Below are 19,829 nucleotides of genomic sequence, written 5' to 3' on the forward strand. Positions count from 1 at the left end.
ACGCCGTGCGGCGCGGGCGATCAGCCCGACAGCCGCACCGGCACGCTGCGGCCCGCGGGGACGACCCCCGCACCCCCGGCCGTCAGCCCGACAGCCGAACCGGCATGATCAGGTACTGGTACGCCTCGTCCGCCTCGGCGTCCACCGCGACCTTGCCGCTGAGCAGCGCGGGCTTGGTCGGCGTGGTGAAGCTGAGCTGGGCGTACGCGGAGTCGATGGCCTTGAGGCCCTCCTCCAGGTAGCCCGGGTTGAACGCGATCGAGATGTCGTCGCCCTCGAGGTCGGCGTCGATCCGCTCGGTGGCCTGGGCGTCGTCGCCCGAACCGGCCTCCAGGGTCAGCACGCCCTGCTCGAAGTTGAGCCGGACCGGGGTGTTGCGCTCGGCCACCAGGGAGACGCGCTTGAGGGCTTCCAGGAACGGCTGGGTCTGGATCGCCGCGACCGCGCTGAACTCGGTCGGGAAGAGGCTGCGGAACTTCGGGAACTCGCCCTCCAGCAGGCGGGTGGTGGTCCGCCGGCCGGCGCCCTCGAAGCCGATCAGGCCCTCGCCGGCGCCGCCGGAGGAGAGCGCGATCGAGACCGTGTCGCCGCTGCCCAGCGACTTGGCGATGTCCTGCAGGGTCTTGGCGGGCACCAGGGCGACGGCCGAGATGTCGGCCTGCTCCGGCTTCCACATCAGGTCGCGGACGGCGAAGCGGTACCGGTCGGTGGCGGCCAGGGTGATCCGGTCGCCCTCGATCTCGACCCGGACGCCGGTGAGCACCGGCAGGGTGTCGTCCCGGCCGGCGGCGACCGCGGCCTGGCTGACGGCGGCGGCGAAGACCTCGCCGGCGACCGTGCCGGTCGCGCTGGGCATCTGCGGCAGGGTCGGGTACTCGTCCACCGGCAGCGTCGGCAGGGTGAACCGCGAGCTGCCGCAGACCACGCTGACCCGCATCCCGTCGGTGGAGATCTCCACCGGGCGGTTGGGCAGGTTGCGGGAGATGTCGTTGAGCAGGCGGCCGGAGACCAGCACCGTGCCCGGCTCCTCGACGTCGGCCTCCAGCTCGACCCGGGCCGAGACCTCGTAGTCGAACCCGGAGAGGGCCAGCGAGCCCTCCTGTGCCGTCAGCAGCAGGCCGGCCAGCACCGGCACCGGCGGCCGCGCCGGGAGGCTGCGAGCAGCCCAGGCCACCGCCTCCGCGAGGACATCACGCTCCACCCGGAACTTCACCGGTAACCGCCTCCTGGCTCCTGCTGTCGCTGTACGCGCTTGGATCTTCGTCTGCCGGCTTCCGCCCCACCGGGGAGCACCCCGGCTTCCAGCTGCCGGAGAACAGTCTGACGTACTCCACCGACAGACGGAGCAGATGGGCGGAAGCAAGCCGAACAAGTGTCGGGCCCCGGTTGTCCACAGATTTCGGCCAGCCCCACTGTTGATCAAGCTAGGGGGTCTCTAAGGGTAGTAGTAGTAGTAGGGCCTGTGGAAACCGTGGATAACCCCGTTTTCGCAGGTCAGACCCTGTTTTTTGTCCACAGCGCCTGTGGAGGACGGATGTGGACAACTGGGGTGTGCTGTGGACAGCGGAGCGTTACCCACAGGGCACCCTGAGTATCCACAGGTTATCCCCAGGGCTGTCCCCAGATCATGGGCCGGTTATCCACGGGCCTCGGGCAACATCACGTGACGGCTTTCACACCTGGGAATGAACGCCCCACCAATGTTGTCGAACTGTGGACGCAGCTGTGGAGAACCTGGGGATAACTGCCCGATCCCTGGGGACAACCGGTGGACAACCCGGATGGCCCCCTGACGGTCCGCCAACTGTCCACAGGCTGTGGATAAGTGTTGTGCACAAGTCCACAGGCACCTGACCTGCGCCGAAGAGCGTAGCGTCGACACCCCTGTGGAGGAATTCTGGATAACTCGGCCCGCCTCCGGGGTGTGGACGGGAGAAATCCACCCGACCTGTGGATGAGCGCCTTCCGCGGCGGCCTCGTTCGAATTGCCGGTCAGTTGTTCGGCCTGGGCGGGGAATCGGCGGGCGGTCGATCGGTGGATCCCTGCCCAGGCCGGGGCCCGGTCACACCCGGCCGCACGCCGAAGGGGAGCCGGGACGGCGCCCGACTCCCCCTCAGCGGTCTTCAACGGCCCTCTGCCGGCCGCCCGTTCAGCTCTTGATGCGGTTGGTCAGCTCGGTGACCTGGTTGTAGATGGAGCGCCGCTCGGCCATCAGCGAGCGGATCTTGCGGTCCGCGTGCATCACGGTGGTGTGGTCGCGACCGCCGAACTGGGCACCGATCTTCGGCAGCGACAGGTCGGTGAGCTCCCGGCACAGGTACATGGCGATCTGGCGGGCCGTCACCAGCACCCGGCTGCGCGAGGAGCCGCAGAGGTCGTCCACCCCCAGCCCGAAGTACGCCGCGGTCTGCTGCATGATCACCTGCGCGGTGATCTCCGGGCCGGCGTCCTCGTCGCCGCCGGGGATCAGGTCCTTCAGGACGATCCCGGCCAGCTCCAGGTCGACCGGTGCCCGGTTCAGGTTGGCGAAGGCGGTGACCCGGATCAGCGCCCCCTCCAGCTCCCGGATGTTCCGGGTGATCCGGGAGGCGATGAACTCCAGCACATCGGCGGGCGCGTTGAGTTGCTCCTGGATCGCCTTCTTGCGAAGGATCGCGATCCGGGTCTCCAGCTCGGGCGGGGTGACGTCGGTGATCAGCCCCCACTCGAAGCGGTTCCGCAGCCGGTCCTCCAGGGTGATCAGCTGCTTGGGCGGCCGGTCCGAGGAGAGCACGATCTGCTTGTTCGCGTTGTGCAGGGTGTTGAAGGTGTGGAAGAACTCCTCCTGCGTCGACTCCTTGCTGGCCAGGAACTGGACGTCGTCGACCAGCAGGATGTCGATGTCCCGGTAGCGCTTGCGGAAGGCGTCCGCCTTGCCGTCCCGGATGGAGTTGATGAACTCGTTGGTGAACTCCTCCGAGCTCACGTACCGCACCCGGGTGCCCGGGAAGAGGCTGCGCGAGTAGTGCCCGATCGCGTGCAGCAGGTGGGTCTTGCCGAGGCCGGACTCGCCGTAGATGAAGAGCGGGTTGTAGGCCTTGGCGGGGGCCTCGGCCACCGCCACCGCCGCCGCGTGCGCGAACCGGTTGCTCGCCCCGATCACGAAGGTGTCGAACAGGTACTTCGGGTTCAGCCGGGCGTTCGGCTCGTCCTTGCGGGAGCCGCCGGCCGGCGGAGCGCCGGGCGGGGCCGGCACCCCGGGGGCCGGGGTGCGGTCGGCGAGGCCGCCGCCGGTCCGCCGGTCCGCCGGTCCGCCCGGGCGGCGGGCCGGGGCACCGGGACGCTGCCGGCCGGGGGCCGGCGAGTGCTCCAGGACGCCGCCGAACAGGTCGCCCTGGGACGGCGTCGCGGGCGGCAGGCTCTTCGGCCGCTCGGGGGTCTGGGAGGGCTGTGGCGTGGACTCCCAGCCGTCCTCGGACCCGCCCTGGGAACGCCAGGCCGGCCGCTCCTCGCCGTAACCGGCGGGGCGCTGCTGGTAACCGGAGGGCTGGTCGTAGCGGTCGGGCGGGTAGCCCTGGCCGTACGGCTGCTGCTGCGGGTAGCCGCGGGGGTAGTTCTGGGCCGGGGGGTACTCCTGCGGCGCCGGGTAGCTCTCCGGACGCGGCCAGCTGCCCGGGGGGTCCTGGTGGTCCTGGTGGGAGCCGAAGTCCTGGTCCTGCCGGTGTGCGGGCTGCCGGTGCTCCGGGCGGTGCGGCTCCGGCTGCCGGTGGTCGGTCTGCCGGTGCTCGGAGTGGTGCGGCCAGTCCTCCGCGGCCGGCCGGCCGTGCGGGTCCGACTCGGGCCCGGGCTGCGGCTCGCTCGTGGGGACCGGCTCGTGGCCCTGGCTGCCGGCCGGCGCGACGGCGTTGGCGTCCACCATCACGGCGATCCGCACCGGGCGCCCGAACTGCTCGGACAGCGCCTCGCCGAGCTGCGGCAGCAGCCGGCCCTCCAGCACCTGCTTGGCCCGCTCGTTGGGTGCCGCCAGCAGCGCGGTGTCGTGCATCATCCACATCGGCTGGGTGCGGCGGAGCCACATCTTGTCGCTGTCCCCGACACTTGCGTCGTTGACCAGCCGCTCGACGACCGACGCCCAGACCGGGACGAGATCGCTGTTGACATCAGCCACTGGTGCACGCCTTCTCGTTCCCCGCACGGGGGGTGTCAAGGGACTTCTGGGGGTGGTGGTCCGCCCCGAAGAACAAACCAGACAAGTCCTGCAACGGTAGTCAGCGGACAGAGCTGATTCAAGTTGTTGTCCACAGGCTGTGGGTATCGTGGATTTCCGGCCCGGGTGCAGGCCTGGGACCACCTGGTTTGACCCTCCGCCCCTGGTCCGCGTACCGTAACCAGGTCGAGTTGTCGATGGCCGCTGCCGCATGTCCGCGGGTCCGCCCGCTTCCATGACGCGCGCAGCACGGGCGCCGTGGATTGCCTCCTCACCCAGCAGATCTGGGTTTGTGGGGCCGGATTTCCCATTGATGGGGGAGATCACGCGGACGCACGGTGACGGCCAAGCGATACCCGGTCACCCTACGATTCACCTCAGGAGCCCCCGAGTGAGCAAGCGCACCTTCCAGCCGAACAACCGCCGTCGTGCCAAGACCCACGGCTTCCGGCTGCGCATGCGGACCCGTGCCGGCCGCGCCATCCTGGCCGCGCGCCGTGGCAAGGGCCGTTCCGCCCTGTCCGCCTGATTCGCGTCAAGGGTCTGCAGTGCTGCCCTCCGAGCATCGGCTGCGGCGGCGCCAGGACTTCTCGATCGCGGTGAAACGCGGTCGTCGGGCCGGTCGGCCGCTGTTGGTGGTCCATCTCAGCAGAGATGGCGCGCCGACAGGGCCGGCAGGCACGAAGAGCGACTCCAGCCCGCACGTCGCCGAGGGGCTTCCTCCGGCGCGTGCGGGTTTCGTCGTGAGCAAGGCCGTCGGCCCGGCCGTGGTGCGCAATCTGGTCAAGCGCCGGCTACGCCATCTGGTGGGCGCGCGTCTGTCCCGGCTGCCCGCAGGTAGCCTGGTGGTGGTACGCGCGTTGCCGGCCGCGGCAGCGGCCTCGTACCTCGAACTTGAGCACGACCTGGACGCGGCGCTACGGCGCCTGCTCAGGGCGGAGCCGAGCGGCGGCGCGCCGACAGGAGCAGGGCGATGAAGTACCTGCTGATGGGGCTGATCAGGCTCTACCAGTGGACGATCAGTCCACTGCTGGGACCGGTCTGCCGTTATTACCCCTCGTGTTCGCACTACGGGTACGAGGCTGTGCGGCTGCACGGTGCGGTCAAAGGCAGTGGCCTGACCGCCTGGCGCATTCTGCGCTGCAATCCATGGTCCCCCGGTGGGGTCGACCACGTTCCGCCGCGCAAGCACCCGGTGTGGCACCGCCGGCTGCGCAATCTGCTGAGCCCCACGAGCGGGACCGCCGGGCCGGAGCCGGTGGCGAAGCCCGATGCCCAAGGAGTCTGACCGGTGACTTTCGGTTTTCTGAGTCCCCTCTACACAGCGGTGTCCTGGATCATCGTCCAGTTCCACTCGCTGTACAGCCACGTCTTCGATCCCAACGGTGGTTGGGCGTGGGGCCTGTCGATCGTCTCCATGGTCGTCGTCATCCGGATCTGCCTGATCCCGCTGTTCGTGAAGCAGATCAAGGCGACCCGGGCCATGCAGGCGATCCAGCCGAAGATGAAGGCCATCCAGGAGCGTTACAAGAACGACCGGCAGCGCCAGTCGGAAGAGATGATGAAGCTCTACAAGGAGGCGGGTACCAACCCCTTCTCGAGCTGCCTTCCGATCCTGGTCCAGGCCCCGTTCTTCACCGCCCTCTACGGTGTGCTGGCCTCGGTGGCCAAGGACAAGCCGATCGGCGTCTTCGACCAGAGCCTGCTCGACAGCGCCCAGCAGGCGCACATCTTCGGTGCTCCGCTGTCGGCGACCTTCCTCGGGTCGACCGAGATCAGCGTCAAGATCGTCGTCGCGGTCATGATCGTCCTGATGTCGCTGTCGCAGTTCATCACCCAGCGCCAGCTGATGACCAAGAACATGGACCTCACGGTCAAGACGCCCTTCATGCAGCAGCAGAAGATGCTGATGTACGTCTTCCCGATCATGTTCGCCGTGATGGGCATCAACTTCCCGGTGGGTGTGCTGATCTACTGGCTGACCACCAACGTCTGGTCGATGGGCCAGCAGCTGATCGTGATCCGGAACAACCCCACACCGGGCAGCAAGGCCTTCGAGGAGCGCCAGGTCCGGCTGAAGAAGGCGGGCCGGCTGAACCCGGACGGCTCGGTCAAGAAGGTGGGCGTGCTCGCCCTGATCTCCGGTGGCGGCGGCAAGGCGGCCGCGCCGGCCGGTGCCGCGGCCGTGGTCGAGGACAGCGTGCACGTGCGCCGGCAGCAGCCGCGCAAGCAGACCAAGGCCCAGCGCCAGGCCGGGGCGGCGGGACACACCGCCACCACCAGCCTGACCAAGTCCGCGGAGCCGGAGGAGTCCGCCCCGGCGGAGGAGACCCCGGCGCCGGTGGCCCGCAAGACGGCGGCGCAGACCGCCGCGGCCAAGCCGGCCCAGCGCCAGCAGCCCAAGCGCGGGCAGGGCGGCCAGCGGCCGAAGAAGAAGTCCTGACCGGTCCCTGACCGTCGACACCGGCCCCAGATCTTCGTTCTCGGCCCTACCCGAGGGCCCATTCCTGAAGGAGTCCAGCAGTGACGGAAGGCACCATCTCCGCCGTCGACACCGAGTCCGAGGCCGAGGCCGGCTCGGGCACCGAGGGCACCCTCGCCCGCCTGGAGCAGGAGGGTGACATCGCGGCCGACTACCTGGAGGGTCTGCTCGACATCGCCGACCTCGACGGGGACATCGACATGGACGTGGAGGGCGATCGCGCCCTGGTCTCCATCGTCGGTGAGGGGTCCGACCGTTCGCTGCAGCGCCTGGTCGGGCATGACGGCGAGGTGCTGGAGGCGCTGCAGGAGCTCACCCGGCTGGCGGTCCACCGGGAGACCGGTGAGCGCAGCCGGCTGATGCTGGACGTCGCGGGCTTCCGGGCGCGCAAGCGGTCCGAGCTGGCCGCGCTGGGCGCCGAGGCGGCGGAGCAGGTCAAGAGCACGGGCGAGCAGGTCAAGCTGCGGCCGATGACCCCGTTCGAGCGCAAGGTGGTGCACGACGCGGTGGCGGCCGCGGGTCTGCGCAGCGAGTCCGAGGGCGAGGAGCCCGAGCGTTGCGTGGTCGTGCTGCCGCGCTGACGCCGGTGGCGGTCAATCGATCGACCCCGTCCGCTTCGCGCGGGCGGGGTCGTCCCCGTTGTGGCCGGGTCCGGATCCTCCGGGCGGCCGGGTGGGGGCTGGATGTTTCACGTGAAACAGTGCTTGTACGGGTGGGTGGATTCCGGTGAGCGGAGAGGTCGAAATGGACAGGGACGGCGTGGCCGCCAGGGACGACGCGGCGGAGGCCGGCGAGGTGGCGGAGCTCGCCCCGGCTCCGGCCGTGGCGGCGGAGATCTTCGGTGACCGCTTTCCGGTCGCCGAGCGGTACACCGAGCTGCTGGCCACGGCCGGTGTCCAGCGCGGGCTGATCGGGCCGCGCGAGGTGCCGCGGCTGTGGGACCGGCACGTACTGAACTGCGCGGTGCTGGCCGAGCTGCTGCCCACCGGTGCGACGCTCTGCGACGTCGGTTCGGGGGCCGGGCTGCCGGGGATCCCGGTGGCGCTGGCGCGTCCGGACGTCTCGGTGACGCTGCTGGAGCCGCTGCTGCGGCGGACCACCTTCCTGGAGGAGGTGGTGCGGCTGCTGGGGCTGGACAACGTGACGGTGCTGCGCGGCCGGGCCGAGGAGATGGTCGGGAAGCTGGCGGTGGACGTGGTGACGGCCAGGGCGGTGGCCCCGCTGGACCGGCTGGCGGGCTGGGGGATGCCGCTGCTGCGGCCGTACGGCCAGATGCTCGCGCTCAAGGGCGACACGGCGGAGCAGGAGCTGGAGGACTCCCGGTCGGCGCTGACCAAGCTGGGGGCGGTCGGCTGGTCGGTGCTGGCGGTCGGCGAGGGCACTTTGGAGACCTCGACCCGGGTGGTCCGGGTGGAGGCGGGGGAGAGCCCGGGTGGGGTGAAGGCGGCCACCCGGCGGGCCAAGGCGGCCCGGGCCGGGCGCGGCGGCCGTCCCGCCGAGGGCGGTCGGGGCGGGGCGCGGCGCCGGCGCTGAGCCTGGTCAACGCGGTGGACGGGCACCCGGGCGGTGGGGTCTCGCCCGGGTGCCGGAGTGTCGGTCCGTCAGATTTCCGACAATACGGGCATCGTGTTTCACGTGAAACGTCGCTCCCTGCTTTCCGGAATCCTCGGCCGCAGCCGGGCGGTGACTGTTGCCGCTCCGGATTCACGTGAAACACTGACCCCCATGCAGGACTCGGAGACCATCGACCTCATCGATGACACCCCCATCGCGCGGGCTGCTCAGGCTGCCGTCCAGGCCGTGGGCCGTACCGGAGAAGGGCTGCCCAGGCCCGCCGCCACCAGGGTGATGGTGGTGGCCAACCAGAAGGGCGGGGTGGGCAAGACCACCACCACCGTCAATCTGGCCGCCTCGCTGGCCCTGCACGGGCTGCGGGTGCTGGTGATCGACCTCGATCCGCAGGGCAACGCCTCCACCGCCCTCGGCATCGACCACCACGCCGAGGTGCCGTCGATCTACGACGTACTGGTCGAGGGCAAGCCGCTGGCCGACGTGGTCCAGCCGGTGGTCGATGTGGAGGGGCTGTTCTGCTGCCCGGCCACCATCGACCTCGCGGGCGCCGAGATCGAGCTGGTCTCGCTGGTCGCCCGGGAGAGCCGGCTGCAGCGCGCGATCGCCGCCTACGAGCAGCCGCTGGACTACATCCTGATCGACTGCCCGCCCTCGCTCGGCCTGCTCACGGTGAACGCCCTGGTGGCCGGCCAGGAGGTGCTGATCCCGATCCAGTGCGAGTACTACGCGCTGGAGGGCCTCGGCCAGCTGCTGCGCAACGTGGAGCTGGTCCGGGCGCACCTCAATCCGGTGCTGCGCGTCTCGACCATCCTGCTGACCATGTACGACGCCCGCACCCGGCTCGCCTCGCAGGTGGCCGAGGAGGTCCGGACGCACTTCGAGCAGGAGGTGCTGAGCACGGCGATCCCGCGCTCGGTGCGCATCTCGGAGGCGCCGAGCTACGGGCAGACGGTGCTGACCTACGATCCTGGTTCCACCGGTGCGCTGTCGTACCTGGAGGCCGCGCGTGAGCTGGCGCTCCGCGGGGCACCGGGCGCGGTGACGGCGCCGGGTGGGCAGGCCGGCTTCCACGGGGTGGGCCAGCAGCGGAGCGGGGCCGGCGAGCAGCCGGCACCGGTGGCACAGCAGAGCACGATGGAGGACAACCGGTGAGCACGCGCAGGGGCCTGGGTAGAGGGCTGGGGGCGCTGATCCCGGCTGCCTCGCCGGCCGTGGTGCCGGCGGCCGGAGCGGCTGCGGGCGTGGAGCCGGTCACGGTGGCGCCGGCCAGGTCGGGCGGCGCCGTCACGGCGCCGGCCACCGGCCGGGGCACGGTGGCCGCGAAGGCGGCGGCGGAGAGCCTGCGGGAGCTGGCCGCCGAGACGCACCCGCGCAGTGTCCTGGAGGCGGAGCTCTCCCCGGTGGACGGCGCCCGGTTCGCCGAGCTGCCGCTGGACGCGATCCGGGCGAACCCGCGGCAGCCCCGGGACAACTTCGACGAGGACAAGCTCGCCGAGCTGGTCGCCTCGATCAAGGAGGTGGGCCTGCTCCAGCCGGTGGTGGTCCGCCAGGTCGGTGCGGACAGCTACGAGCTGATCATGGGCGAACGGCGCTGGCGGGCCTCGCGGGAGGCCGGTCTGGAGCTGATCCCGGCGATCGTTCGGGCCACCGAGGACGACCGGCTGCTGCTGGACGCGCTGCTGGAGAACCTCCACCGGGCCGAGCTGAACCCGCTGGAGGAGGCGGCCGCCTACGACCAGCTGCTGCGGGACTTCTCCTGCACGCACGACGAGCTGGCGGACCGGATCGGGCGCTCGCGCTCGCACGTCTCCAACACGCTGCGGCTGCTGAAGCTGTCTCCGGGGGTGCAGCGGCGGGTGGCCGCCGGGGTCCTGACGGCCGGGCACGCCCGGGCGCTGCTGGGGCTGGCCGATGCCGAGCAGCAGGACAAGCTGGCTACCCGGATCAACCAGGAGGGCCTCTCGGTGCGGACCACCGAGGAGATCGTCCAGCTGATGAACCGCCCGGACGAGCCGACCCCGTCGGCCCGGGCGGCCGGTCCGAAGGCGGGCAAGCTGTTCTCGCCGGCCTTCAACGAGCTGGCCGGCCGGCTCTCCGACCGGTTCGACACCCGGGTCAAGGTCGAGGTGTCGCAGCGGAACGGGAAGCTGGGCAAGGGCAAGGTGGTGCTGGAGTTCGCCTCGGTGGAGGACCTGAACCGGATCCTGGACGGTCTGGCGCCGGGTGAGGACGGGCTGCGGCTGTCGCAGGGCTGAGCCGGGTGTGATCCGGGGTCGTGGGTGCATGTTTCACGTGAAACGTGCACCCACTTCGTTTGGGTAGGAACTCGGGGTAGGAGCTCGCTGTGGTCGGCGGGCTCGGAGCGGGCGGTGAGTTCGGCGCCGCGCGGTGTCGGAGGCCTCCGGGCCGTCGGCCCCGGGTCGAGGAGGAGGTGTGGGGGAGTGGGACGCAGGATCGCTCCGCTGACGCTGGACAATCTCCCGGACCTGCCGACGGGGTGCCGGTCCTGCGTGTTCTGGGAGTTGGACCCGGTGAGCGCGCGGGCCGCGGTGGAGGCGGGGAAGGCGGAGCAGGAGAAGGAGGGCTGGATCTCGGCCGTGCTGCTGGAGTGGGGCTCCTGCGGCCGGGTGGCCTATGTGGACGAGGTGCCGGCGGCCTTCGTGCTGTACGCGCCGCCGGCCTACGTGCCGCGCTCGCAGTCGTTCCCGACCAGCCCGGTCTCGCCGGACGCGGTGCAGCTGATGGTCAGCCGGGTGCGGCCGGAGTTCCAGGGGCAGGGGCTGGGGCGGGTGCTGGTCCAGGCGGTGGCCAAGGACCTGATCGGCCGGGGGTTCCGGGCGATCGAGGCGTTCGGGGCGCTGGGGCGGGACATCCCGAGCTGTGTGCTGCCGGCGGAGCACCTGCTGGCGGTCGGCTTCAAGACGGTCCGCCCGCACCACCGCTACCCGAGGCTGCGGCTGGAGGCGCGCACCACGCTCTCCTGGAAGGGCGATGTGGAGGTCGCCCTGGAGCGGTTGCTCGGTGGCGCCCGCAAGGAGCCGGCGCTGCGGCCGTTCTGAGGGCCGCTCCGCGAGGGCGGCCCCGAGGTACGCGGGGAGCCGCCACGGGCCCGCCCGGAGGCCGGGAACGCCCGAGGCGGGCCCCTGGTGGCATCGGGGGCCCGCCTCGGGCGTGCGGCCGGGCGATGCCGGCCGGCGGGGTCAGCGCGGCAGGTAGTCCGCGAGCTCGCGCAGCAGCGCGGCCTTCGGCCGGGCGCCGGTGATGGTCTTCACCAGCTCGCCGTTCTGGTAGACGTTCAGGGTCGGGATGGAGATCACGTTGTAGCGGGCCGCGGTCTCCTGGTTGGCGTCGACGTCGAGCTTGGCGATGGTCAGGGACTCGCCGTGCTCGTCCGCGATCTCCTCCAGGATCGGGGCGACCTGGCGGCACGGGCCGCACCAGGTGGCCCAGAAGTCGACCAGAACGGGCTTGTCACTCTTGAGGACGTCGGCGTCGAAGGTCGCGTCGGTCACGGTGATGGTGGCGCCGGCCACGGGAACTCCTAAGGGTCACGTACGGGTGGTGCCTGGCCGTGTGTGGGACGGCTCGGCACCTTCGAGAGCGACAACAACGGCGGGGGCCGTTCTGTTTCTCGGGTGAGGGCTGGTCCTGCGGTGCTGCCGTGCCATGGTTTCACGTGGCGCGGCGGCCGGTGGAGCGGGTCGCCCCGCCCGGGCCGGGCGGGGCGGTGGAGCGGGTCGGCTCAGACCGCGACGGCGGCCGCCTGGGCCTCCAGGTCGGCGAGCGAGGCGAGGTAGCGCTCGGCGTCCAGGGCGGCGGCGCAGCCGGTGCCGGCCGCGGTGATCGCCTGGCGGTAGGTGTGGTCGACCACGTCGCCGGCGGCGAAGACACCGGGGATGTTGGTCCGGGTGGAGGGGGCCTCCACCTTGAGGTAGCCCTCGGCGTCCAGGTCCAGCTGGCCGGTGAAGAGGTCGGTGCGCGGGTCGTGGCCGATCGCGATGAACAGGCCGGTGACGGCCAGCTCGCGCTTCTCGCCGGTGGTGGTGTCGCGCAGGGTGAGGCCGGTGAGCTTCGGGTCGCCGTGGATCTCCTCGACGGCGCTGTCCCAGGCGAAGCCGATCTTCGGGTCGGCGAAGGCCCGCTCCTGCATCGCCTTGGAGGCGCGCAGGCTGTCCCGGCGGTGGACGACGGTGACGCTGCGGGCGAACCGGGAGAGGAAGGTGGCCTCCTCCAGCGCGGTGTCGCCGCCGCCGACCACGGCGATGTCCTGGTCGCGGAAGAAGAAGCCGTCACAGGTGGCGCACCAGGAGACGCCGCGCCCGGAGAGCGCGTCCTCGCGGGGCAGGCCGAGCTTGCGGTGCTGGGAGCCGGTGGCGACGATCACGGCGCGGGCGCGGTGCACGGTGCCCTCGGAGTCGGTGACGGTCTTGATGTCACCGGTGAGGTCGACCGCGACGATGTCGTCCGGGACCAGCTCGGCGCCGAACCGCTCGGCCTGGGCCCGCATGCCGTCCATCAGCTCGGGGCCCATGATGCCGTCCCGGAAGCCGGGGAAGTTCTCCACCTCGGTGGTGTTCATCAGGGCACCGCCGGCCGTCACAGCACCCTCGAAGACGAGGGGGTTGAGGGAGGCACGGGCGGTGTAGAGCGCAGCGGTGTATCCGGAGGGCCCGGAACCGATGATGATCACATTACGGACGTCGCTCACTGCATCTCCTGGTTCGCATCGCGACCCGCGCATCTGCGGGGAGGGCGGTCCTGCTCCGCCGCCCGGGACAACGACTGACCAGTCTCCCGCATTCCCAGGCCCCGTTGCACCCGCCGCCCGGAGTCCGGGCGCGGCGGGCCCCGGTGGCAGTGCTTCCAGAGGCCCGCAGCGGCATTCTCCTTGGCTGGTCAGGGAGCCGGGACGGTGCGGTGCAGCAGGACGGTGGCGCCCGGGCAGTCCGGGGTGATCAGGTAGACATCCATCAGGTCGGTGCGGCCGGGCAGCGGGTAGACCAGTGCGGTGACCGGGCTGGTGCCGTACCGGCCGGGGGCGGCGGCGAGCGGGGCCTGGCCGGGGTGGCCGGCCGCGAGGGTGACGCAGGCGGGTGGTTCGGCGGGGGTCTGCTCGCCGCCGCCGGTGCTGCCCGAGGCGCCGTTGTCGGGCTGGAGGGCGGCCGACGGGTGGCCGTCCTTGGGGGTGGCCGGGTGGGCGAGCAGTTCGCGGACCTGGGCGGGCAGTTGGTCCTCGCGGAACTCGGGCAGGCTGCTCCCGGCCGCCCTGGGGGAGCGCTCGCCCGGGGCGAGGGCGGCGCTGTGGCCGGAGCCGGCCGCGGTGCTCGCCCCGCCGGTGTCCTGCCAGGGCTGGGTGGCCAGCCAGGAGCCGAGCGAGAGCACCGCGGCGAGGGCGGCGGTGCCCAGCAGGATCCGGCCGCGGCGACGGCGGCGCGGTCGGCCGGGGCCGGTGGGATCGGTACGGCCGGGCGCGGCCGGGTGCCCGGCGCCGGCGCGTGGGGCGGGCCGGGCCGCGGGTGCGGAAGGTGCGGTGGGTGCGGTGGGTGCGGTGGGCGCGGTGGGTGCGGGCGGTGCGGCGGCGGCCGCCAGGGCGGCGTCGATCCGGGCGGCGACCTCGTCCGGCATCGGCACCGGCTCGCTCTCGCCGAGCAGCGCGGAGAGCTCGGCCAGGGCGGCGTAGCTGTCGGCGCAGTCCGGGCAGCCGGCGAGGTGGCGGCGCAGCGCGGGTGCGTCGGCGGGGTCGACCAGGTCCTCGGCGAGGTCGGCCAGCAGCTCGATGTCGGGGTGCTCGGTGGGCGGCTGTTCGGGGTGCGGGGAAGGGGTGTGCGGCGTCATCGCGTGCTCACGTCTCCTTCCAGGGTGGCGGCCGGGTGTCCCGGGCCCGGTGATGGGACGGCGGAGGGGCCGGGTGGGTTCCCGGCCGCTGTTTCACGTGAAACATCGCCGGGTCGGCGGGGGGTGCGGGCCGCCGCCGGATCGCCCGCGGGTGGGTCGGCGGCCTCCGGGGCGGGGGCCGGGCGCAGGTGCCGGACCAGCGGGAGCAGCTTGGCCCGGCCGCGGGCGCAGCGGCTCTTGACGGTGCCCACCGGGACGTCCAGGACCTGGGCGGCCTCGGCCACCGAGTAGCCCTCCATGTCGACCAGGACCAGTGCGGCGCGCTGGTCGGCCGGCAGGGTGGCGAGCGCGCCGGTCACCTCGCGGCGCAGCTCGGCCCGGACGGCGGCCGAGTCGGCGCCCTCGGCGGCGCCGAGCACCCGCTCCAGGCGCTCCGGGTCGCCGTCCAGCGGGCCGGTGCGCCGGGTGGCGGTGCGGCGGGCGCGGTCGAGGCAGGCGTTGACGACGATCCGGTGCAGCCAGGTGGTGACGGCCGAGCGGCCCTGGAAGGTGTGGGCGGCGCGGAAGGCGGAGACCAGGGCGTCCTGGAGGGCGTCGGCGGCCTCCTCGCGGTCGCCGAGGGTGCGCAGGGCCACGGCCCACAGTCGGTCCCGGTGGCGCCGCACCAGGAGGCCGAAGGCCGCCGGGTCGCCGTCGGTGTGCCGGGCGAGCAGCTCGGCGTCGGTGGGTTCCTCCGCTGCCATCTGCGCCCCCTCTCCGGTGCCGCTCAGCCGTTCACCTTGATCTCGGCGACCTTGCCGCGGAACTGGTCCCCATCGTTGGGGATACCGGTCAGCCAGATCAAGAGGAAACGGGTGGTGACCGGTTTCTCCGGCTTGAGCTTGACCTGGCTGCCGGAGCCGCTCGCCACGGCGTTGCCGAAGGCGCGGTACCCGGCCTCGTCGGCGCCGGGGGCGGCGGCCAGCCCGGCCGGGGCGGCCTTGAGTTCGACCTTGTGGTCGCCGACGAAGGTCAGGTCGACCGAGGAGACCTGCTGGGCGGTGCCCAGGTCGACCAGGATGCCGGTGCCCTTGCGGTAGCCGTCCTCGGCGAACTGGTCGTTGTAGCCCTGGGTGGTCCAGACGGTGGAGGGGTTGTCGTCGCGGGCGTTCGGCAGCTGCGAGCTGTGCTCGTCCTTCTCCTGCCCGAAGGCGTTGAAGGGGCTGAGCCCGGCGATGGTCAGCCGGGTGCCGGCCGGGGCGGGGGCGGTGCCCGACGGCGACTTGTCCGCCGGGGCGGGCTGGCCGCTGCTGTGGGTGGTGGGCCGGTTGAGGTGCTCGACCAGTTGCCAGGAGCCGAGGCCGATGGCGGCCAGTGCGACCAGCGAGGCGGTCCACCTGGCCGCGGCCCGCAGCCCGCGGCGGCGCGGCGGCGGCGCGGCGGCGGGGCGGCCGAGGTCACGGGCCGGGTCGGCGCCGGGGTGCGGGCGCTGGCCGGCGGAGTGGTGCGGACGAGGAGCGGCGGTGGGGCCGGAGGCCGCCCGGGAGGCCGGGTAGCGCGGCGGGGTGAAGGCCGGCGGGGCGGGCGGCTCGGGCTGACGGATCTTGGGCAGCAGCGCGATCGCCTTGGCCAGCTGCTCGGGGCTGGTCAGCGGCTCCTGGTGGTGCGGCAGGTGCTCGCCCAGGGCCCGGGCGGCGAGCTCCGAGAGGCCCTTGTGGACGCCGGCCTTCACCTGGTCGGGCGGGACGCAGCCGAGGCTCTTGGGCATCCCCTGGAGGTCGTAGCGGTCCTCGGGGTACGGCCAGCGGTGGGTCAGCGCCGCGTACAGGAGTGCGCCGATCGCCTTGGTGTCGGTCAGCGCGGCGTCGTCGGTGGACAGACCACGGATGGCGGCGTCCACCGCGATGCCGTTGATCCGGTACTGGCCGGTCTCGGTGCGCAGCACGCAGGTCGGGGTGAGCCGCAGGTGGGCCTGGCCGCGGCGGTGCGCGGCGGCGATCGCGTCGGTGACCTGGCGCACCATCTGGTAGGCCTCGTAGGGCTCCATGGGGCCGCCCGCGAGCAGCCGGGCGAGGTCGGAGGCGTCCGGCAGCCACTCCCGGATGACGTAGACCACGTCGCCCTCCTGCACGGCGTCCAGGACCTGGACGAAGCGCGGGTCGCCGAGGAGCGCGGCGGAGCGGGCGGCGGTGAGCACGGCCTTGGCGCGCTGGTGCCCGGCGGCCAGCAGGTGGACCCCGACGGCGCGGCGGAGCTTCTCGTCGACCGCCCGCCAACTGCTGAAGACCTCGGAGTGGGTGGTGCACTCCTCCAGCCGGTACCGGTCGGCGATCTTGTCGCCGCTGCGCAGGAGCGGGGCGGTGAGGGTGGTGGGGAGGGTGCCGGTGTCGGCGTCCAGGGTCTCGGTGCTGATCGCGGGCGGGGCGGGGCGGCGGGGCGCGGGCCCGGCGGCGCGGGCCGCCTTGGCCAGGCGGGCGGCGCCCTCGGCCAGCTCGGCGGCGATCTCGGCGGCCGACAGCGGGGCGGTGGTCTCCTCGGGCTGCTCGGGCTCCTCGGGCTCCTGCTCGGGGGTCTGGGCCGCCGGGGTCTGGGCCGCCGGGGTCTCGGCCGCCGGGGTCTGGGCCGCCGGGGTTTCGGGCTCCCCGGGCTCCTGCGCCGTGGTCTCGGCCGGCTCGGTGCGCCCGGGCGTCCCGGAGGGCTTCGAGGGCTTCGAGGGCTTCACGGCTTCGCCGGGGCCGGGCCGGGCCGGGGTGTCGTGACCGGGCTCCGCGGCGCCTTCCCGGGCAGCCCCGCGGGCGCCGGCGGCAGCGGTGGCGTCGGCGGTGTCGTCGGCAGCGGCGGTCGCGGAAGCCGCCCGGATCGCCGGCTTGGCCGCACCGGAGGTCCTGGTGGTCCGAGCGGTCTTCGAGGCCTTCTTGCCGGCCTTGTTGCCGGCCTTGCCGGCCGTGGGCTTGGCAGGAGCTGCGGGCTCGTGCGTCGGGCGGTCGGCCGGCCGTGCCGGGGTTTCCTCGGGGAGCTCCCCGAGTGCCATGGCGAGCGCCGCCGCGTCCGTCACGGACGTGTCGACAACCGCCTTGGTGCCATCAGCCACCGTGGTCCTGCCTCCCCTTGTATCGCCCCGGTACCGAGAAGTCGGGCTCCTGCCCGCCCCTGGCGGGGGTGCGCGGGTGCCAGGTCAATTGTGCCCACTCCCGACCCCCTGGTACGACCGCTGGGGAGGCTGACTGGTTGCGTATTCGTGCACAGCGAGGGGGGATTCAGCTGGGACGGGGCCGGATTCGGTGAAGATCACCGAATCCGGCCCCGGGTAGGCCACCTGAGGGAGCAGGAGATCGAAGGTGCTCCGGTTGACGGCGGGTCAACGCCCCAGTCGGCCGCGGACCATTGCGACCATCGCGTTGAGCTCCTCGATCCGCATCCGCCGGGCCAGCAGGAGGAAGACACCGAGCTGCAGCGCGCCCGCGACCAGCAGGGTGAGCACGCTGCCCAGCCACCCGTCGATCACCTCGCCGAGCAGCAGCTCCACGGCCAGGCCGAGCGCGGCGGCGGGCAGCGAGGCGATGCCCAGCCGGACGTACGTCTTGCCGATCCGCGCGGTGTCCAGCCCGCCGATCCGGGCCTTCAGCTTGGGCACCGCCACCGCGACGCCGACGGCGTAGGAGAGGCCGTACCCGAAGGCCATCCCGGTCACCGCCCACCGGTCGGGCAGCACCAGGAAGAAGAACACCGCGGTGCCGGCCTGGCAGAGCGCGACCCAGACCGTGTTGGAGAACGGGGTCCGGGTGTCCTCGTAGGCGTAGAAGCCGCGCAGCAGCACGTACTGCACGGAGTACGGGATCAGGCCGAGCGCGAACGCCGACAGCATGAAGCCGACCGCCGTGGTGCCGTGCGCCACCGCGCCGCCGTTGCCCAGCCCGTAGATGGCGCTGCCGATCACCGGGCCGAGGGACAGGAACAGGAAGGCGGCGGGCACGATCGCGACCGCCGAGGTGCGCAGCCCGTACGAGAGGTCGTCGCGGACCGCGCCCTGGTCGTGGTCGGCGGCGGAGCGGGACAGCCGGGGCAGCACGGCGCTCATCACGGAGACCGTGACGACGGCCATCGGGAGCTGCCAGATCAGCAGGGCGTTGGAGTACGCGGCGAGGCCGACGCCCAGGTAGCCGTGGTTCTCGGCGTTGCTGCCGGCGGCGGTGGCCAGCTGGGTGACGACCAGGTAGCCGGCCTGGTTGGCGAGCACGAAGAGGAAGGTCCACTTGGCCAGCCGGGCGGCCTTGCCGAGGCCGTGCCCGCGCCAGTCGAAGCGGGGCTTGAAGCGGAAGCCGGACGCCCGCAGGTACGGGATCATCGACAGGGCCTGGACGGTCAGGCCCAGCAGGGTGCCGATGCCGAGCAGCCGGATGCCCTCGGGGGAGGCGGTGGCCGGGGTCACCTCGCTGTGCTCGAAGGTGCCGAACACCACGATGTACATCGAGAAGGTGAAGATCACCACGATGTTGTTGAGCACCGGGGTCCACATCATCGCGCCGAACCGGCCGCGGGCGTTGAGGATCTGGCCCATCACCACGTGGACGCCCATGAAGAAGATGGTCGGCAGGCAGTACCGGGCGAGCGCCACCGTGGTGTCGGCGCTGCCCGGGTCACGCATCAGCGAGTGCGAGATCAGCTGCACCAGCACCGGTGCGGCCAGCACCGACACGAACACCACCCCGGCCAGGCCGGTCATCACCAGGGTGAGCAGGCGGTTGGCGTAGGCGGTGCCGCCGTCCTCGTCGTGCTTCATGCTGCGCACCAGCTGCGGCACGAAGACCGCGTTCAGCGCGCCGCCGCCGATCAGGATGTAGAGCAGGGTGGGCAGGGTGTTCGCGGCGTTGTACGAGTCGCCCATGGTGCCGACACCGATCGCGGCGGCGATCACCATGGTGCGCAGGAAGCCGGTGGCGCGGGAGACCAGGGTGCCGGCGGCCATCACCGCGCTGGAGCCGAGCAGACCGGCCACCCGGCCGGCCGCGGGCGGCTCCCCGGCCGGCCCGGCCGTCCTGGCCGCGTCCGGCTCGGCGTCCGGCTGCGCGGTGGCCGCCTCGGCCGCCAGCGCCGCGGTGGCCGCCTCGCGCACCGCCGCGTCGGCCTGCAGGAGGGTCTCCTCCTCGGACAGCGGCGGGTCGAACTCGATCGGCGGGACGAACTGCTGCCGGGGCTCCTCGGGCTCTTCCGGCTCCGTGGACCGCTCGGGCTGCTCGGGCTGCTCGGGCTCTTCGGGGCTCTCCGCCTTCCGCGGCCGGCCCTGACCGTCGCTGGGCCCCGGGGCGGGACCGCCGCCGGCCGCGGACCCACCGCCCAGCAGGGCGTCCACCCCGACGTACCCGGCGGCCTCGGCGCGCTCGGCGGCCCCGCCCTCCCAGGGCGAGCCCCGGCGGGCGGGCGCTCCGGCGGGGGCCGGCTCCGGCGGGGGCACGGCGGCGAGGCCGGCCCAGCGGGTGGCGGGAGCGGTCAGCTGCGGCTCCGGCACGGCGGCCGGCGCGGCCTGGGGGGCCTCGGCCGGGCGGCCGGTCTGCTGCGGGAGCGAGGCCGCGGCCTCGGCGGCCGAGGCCGCGTAGGGATCGGGCCCGGCGGCGCCGTCGTAGGACTCGGCCGCGAACGGGTCACGGGCGAAGGTGTCGGCCACGTACCAGTCGGTCGCGGGCCCGGTCGACTCGGCGGACTCGGCACCGCGGCCGTTCGGCCTGCCACTGCCCTGGCTCTCTGCTCGCTCCTCGCGCGGCCCGGTCATGCCACCT

Annotated in this window: 17 protein-coding genes; 9 read left to right on the plus strand and 8 right to left on the minus strand. The window is 72.8% G+C overall.

What is annotated here, in order from left to right; translation table 11 throughout:
- Positions 1-82: 82 nt before the first annotated feature.
- Positions 83-1,213 carry a DNA polymerase III subunit beta gene (gene dnaN, locus AB0K43_RS06900; RefSeq protein ID WP_363636581.1) on the minus strand — a complete coding sequence of 377 codons (1,131 nt, stop codon included), beginning with the start codon at positions 1,211-1,213 and terminating at the stop codon, positions 83-85.
- 937 nt (positions 1,214-2,150) lie between these two features.
- Positions 2,151-4,148 (minus strand): chromosomal replication initiator protein DnaA, encoded by a 1,998-nt coding sequence (gene dnaA, locus AB0K43_RS06905; protein WP_363636583.1) that lies wholly within the window; start codon positions 4,146-4,148, stop codon positions 2,151-2,153.
- Between the two features lie 430 nt (positions 4,149-4,578).
- On the opposite strand from dnaA, the gene rpmH reads away from it, so the two are divergent.
- From rpmH to AB0K43_RS06950, 9 genes are all read left to right on the plus strand, one after another.
- The gene (rpmH, locus tag AB0K43_RS06910; RefSeq protein WP_033823201.1) at positions 4,579-4,716 is read left to right on the plus strand and encodes a 50S ribosomal protein L34; all 138 of its coding nucleotides are present in this window, start codon (positions 4,579-4,581) and stop codon (positions 4,714-4,716) included.
- A gap of 19 nt (positions 4,717-4,735) precedes the next feature.
- On the plus strand, positions 4,736-5,164 hold the full coding sequence (rnpA, locus tag AB0K43_RS06915; protein WP_363636585.1) for a ribonuclease P protein component: 429 nt from the start codon (positions 4,736-4,738) through the stop codon (positions 5,162-5,164).
- Entirely contained in the window at positions 5,161-5,475 is a 315-nt protein-coding gene (yidD, locus tag AB0K43_RS06920) for a membrane protein insertion efficiency factor YidD (protein WP_033823200.1), read from the plus strand. Before rnpA ends, yidD begins: the two co-directional genes overlap by 4 nt.
- Positions 5,476-5,478: 3 nt before the next feature.
- Positions 5,479-6,630, plus strand: coding sequence for a membrane protein insertase YidC (gene yidC / locus AB0K43_RS06925; RefSeq protein WP_363636587.1), 1,152 nt, complete (start codon positions 5,479-5,481; stop codon positions 6,628-6,630).
- A gap of 80 nt (positions 6,631-6,710) precedes the next feature.
- Positions 6,711-7,250, plus strand: coding sequence for a R3H domain-containing nucleic acid-binding protein (locus AB0K43_RS06930; RefSeq protein ID WP_363636589.1), 540 nt, complete (start codon positions 6,711-6,713; stop codon positions 7,248-7,250).
- A gap of 163 nt (positions 7,251-7,413) precedes the next feature.
- Positions 7,414-8,202 carry a 16S rRNA (guanine(527)-N(7))-methyltransferase RsmG gene (rsmG, locus tag AB0K43_RS06935; protein ID WP_363636591.1) on the plus strand — a complete coding sequence of 263 codons (789 nt, stop codon included), beginning with the start codon at positions 7,414-7,416 and terminating at the stop codon, positions 8,200-8,202.
- A gap of 219 nt (positions 8,203-8,421) precedes the next feature.
- Positions 8,422-9,393 carry a ParA family protein gene (locus tag AB0K43_RS06940; protein WP_363636744.1) on the plus strand — a complete coding sequence of 324 codons (972 nt, stop codon included), beginning with the start codon at positions 8,422-8,424 and terminating at the stop codon, positions 9,391-9,393.
- Positions 9,390-10,496 carry a ParB/RepB/Spo0J family partition protein gene (locus AB0K43_RS06945; RefSeq protein WP_363636593.1) on the plus strand — a complete coding sequence of 369 codons (1,107 nt, stop codon included), beginning with the start codon at positions 9,390-9,392 and terminating at the stop codon, positions 10,494-10,496. Before AB0K43_RS06940 ends, AB0K43_RS06945 begins: the two co-directional genes overlap by 4 nt.
- A gap of 186 nt (positions 10,497-10,682) precedes the next feature.
- A complete protein-coding gene (locus AB0K43_RS06950) occupies positions 10,683-11,300 on the plus strand; it encodes a GNAT family N-acetyltransferase (protein WP_363636595.1) in 618 nt (205 codons plus the stop codon).
- Between the two features lie 141 nt (positions 11,301-11,441).
- On the opposite strand, the gene trxA is transcribed toward AB0K43_RS06950, so the two are convergent.
- The 6 genes from trxA to murJ all read right to left on the minus strand — a co-directional run bounded on the left by trxA (position 11,442) and on the right by murJ (position 19,822).
- Positions 11,442-11,774: a thioredoxin gene (gene trxA / locus AB0K43_RS06955; RefSeq protein ID WP_363636597.1), complete on the minus strand. Its 333-nt coding sequence runs from the start codon at positions 11,772-11,774 to the stop codon at positions 11,442-11,444.
- Between the two features lie 209 nt (positions 11,775-11,983).
- The gene (gene trxB, locus AB0K43_RS06960) at positions 11,984-12,949 is read right to left on the minus strand and encodes a thioredoxin-disulfide reductase (protein WP_363636599.1); all 966 of its coding nucleotides are present in this window, start codon (positions 12,947-12,949) and stop codon (positions 11,984-11,986) included.
- 188 nt (positions 12,950-13,137) lie between these two features.
- Entirely contained in the window at positions 13,138-14,076 is a 939-nt protein-coding gene (locus tag AB0K43_RS06965) for a zf-HC2 domain-containing protein (protein WP_363636601.1), read from the minus strand.
- Complete coding sequence (gene sigM, locus AB0K43_RS06970; RefSeq protein ID WP_363636603.1) at positions 14,073-14,819, minus strand: RNA polymerase sigma factor SigM; 747 nt, start codon at positions 14,817-14,819, stop codon at positions 14,073-14,075. The genes AB0K43_RS06965 and sigM overlap by 4 nt, the downstream gene beginning before the upstream one ends.
- Positions 14,820-14,842: 23 nt before the next feature.
- Positions 14,843-17,146 (minus strand): serine/threonine protein kinase, encoded by a 2,304-nt coding sequence (locus AB0K43_RS06975; protein ID WP_363636605.1) that lies wholly within the window; start codon positions 17,144-17,146, stop codon positions 14,843-14,845.
- Positions 17,147-17,413: 267 nt separating this feature from the next.
- Positions 17,414-19,822 carry a murein biosynthesis integral membrane protein MurJ gene (murJ, locus tag AB0K43_RS06980; protein ID WP_363636607.1) on the minus strand — a complete coding sequence of 803 codons (2,409 nt, stop codon included), beginning with the start codon at positions 19,820-19,822 and terminating at the stop codon, positions 17,414-17,416.
- Positions 19,823-19,829 lie beyond the last annotated feature (7 nt).

It is taken from the genome of Kitasatospora sp. NPDC049258, assembly GCF_040678895.1.
Taxonomy (GTDB): Bacteria; Actinomycetota; Actinomycetes; order Streptomycetales; family Streptomycetaceae; genus Kitasatospora.

Excerpts from the sequence above, each read along its gene's own strand:
- yidD (WP_033823200.1), top strand. The coding sequence starts at position 5,161 with ATGAAGTACCTGCTGATGGGGCTGATCAGGCTCTACCAGTGGACGATC.
- rsmG (WP_363636591.1), top strand. The coding sequence starts at position 7,414 with ATGGACAGGGACGGCGTGGCCGCCAGGGACGACGCGGCGGAGGCCGGC.
- AB0K43_RS06965 (WP_363636601.1), bottom strand. The coding sequence starts at position 14,076 with ATGACGCCGCACACCCCTTCCCCGCACCCCGAACAGCCGCCCACCGAG.
- sigM (WP_363636603.1), bottom strand. The coding sequence starts at position 14,819 with ATGGCAGCGGAGGAACCCACCGACGCCGAGCTGCTCGCCCGGCACACC.
- murJ (WP_363636607.1), bottom strand. The coding sequence starts at position 19,822 with ATGACCGGGCCGCGCGAGGAGCGAGCAGAGAGCCAGGGCAGTGGCAGG.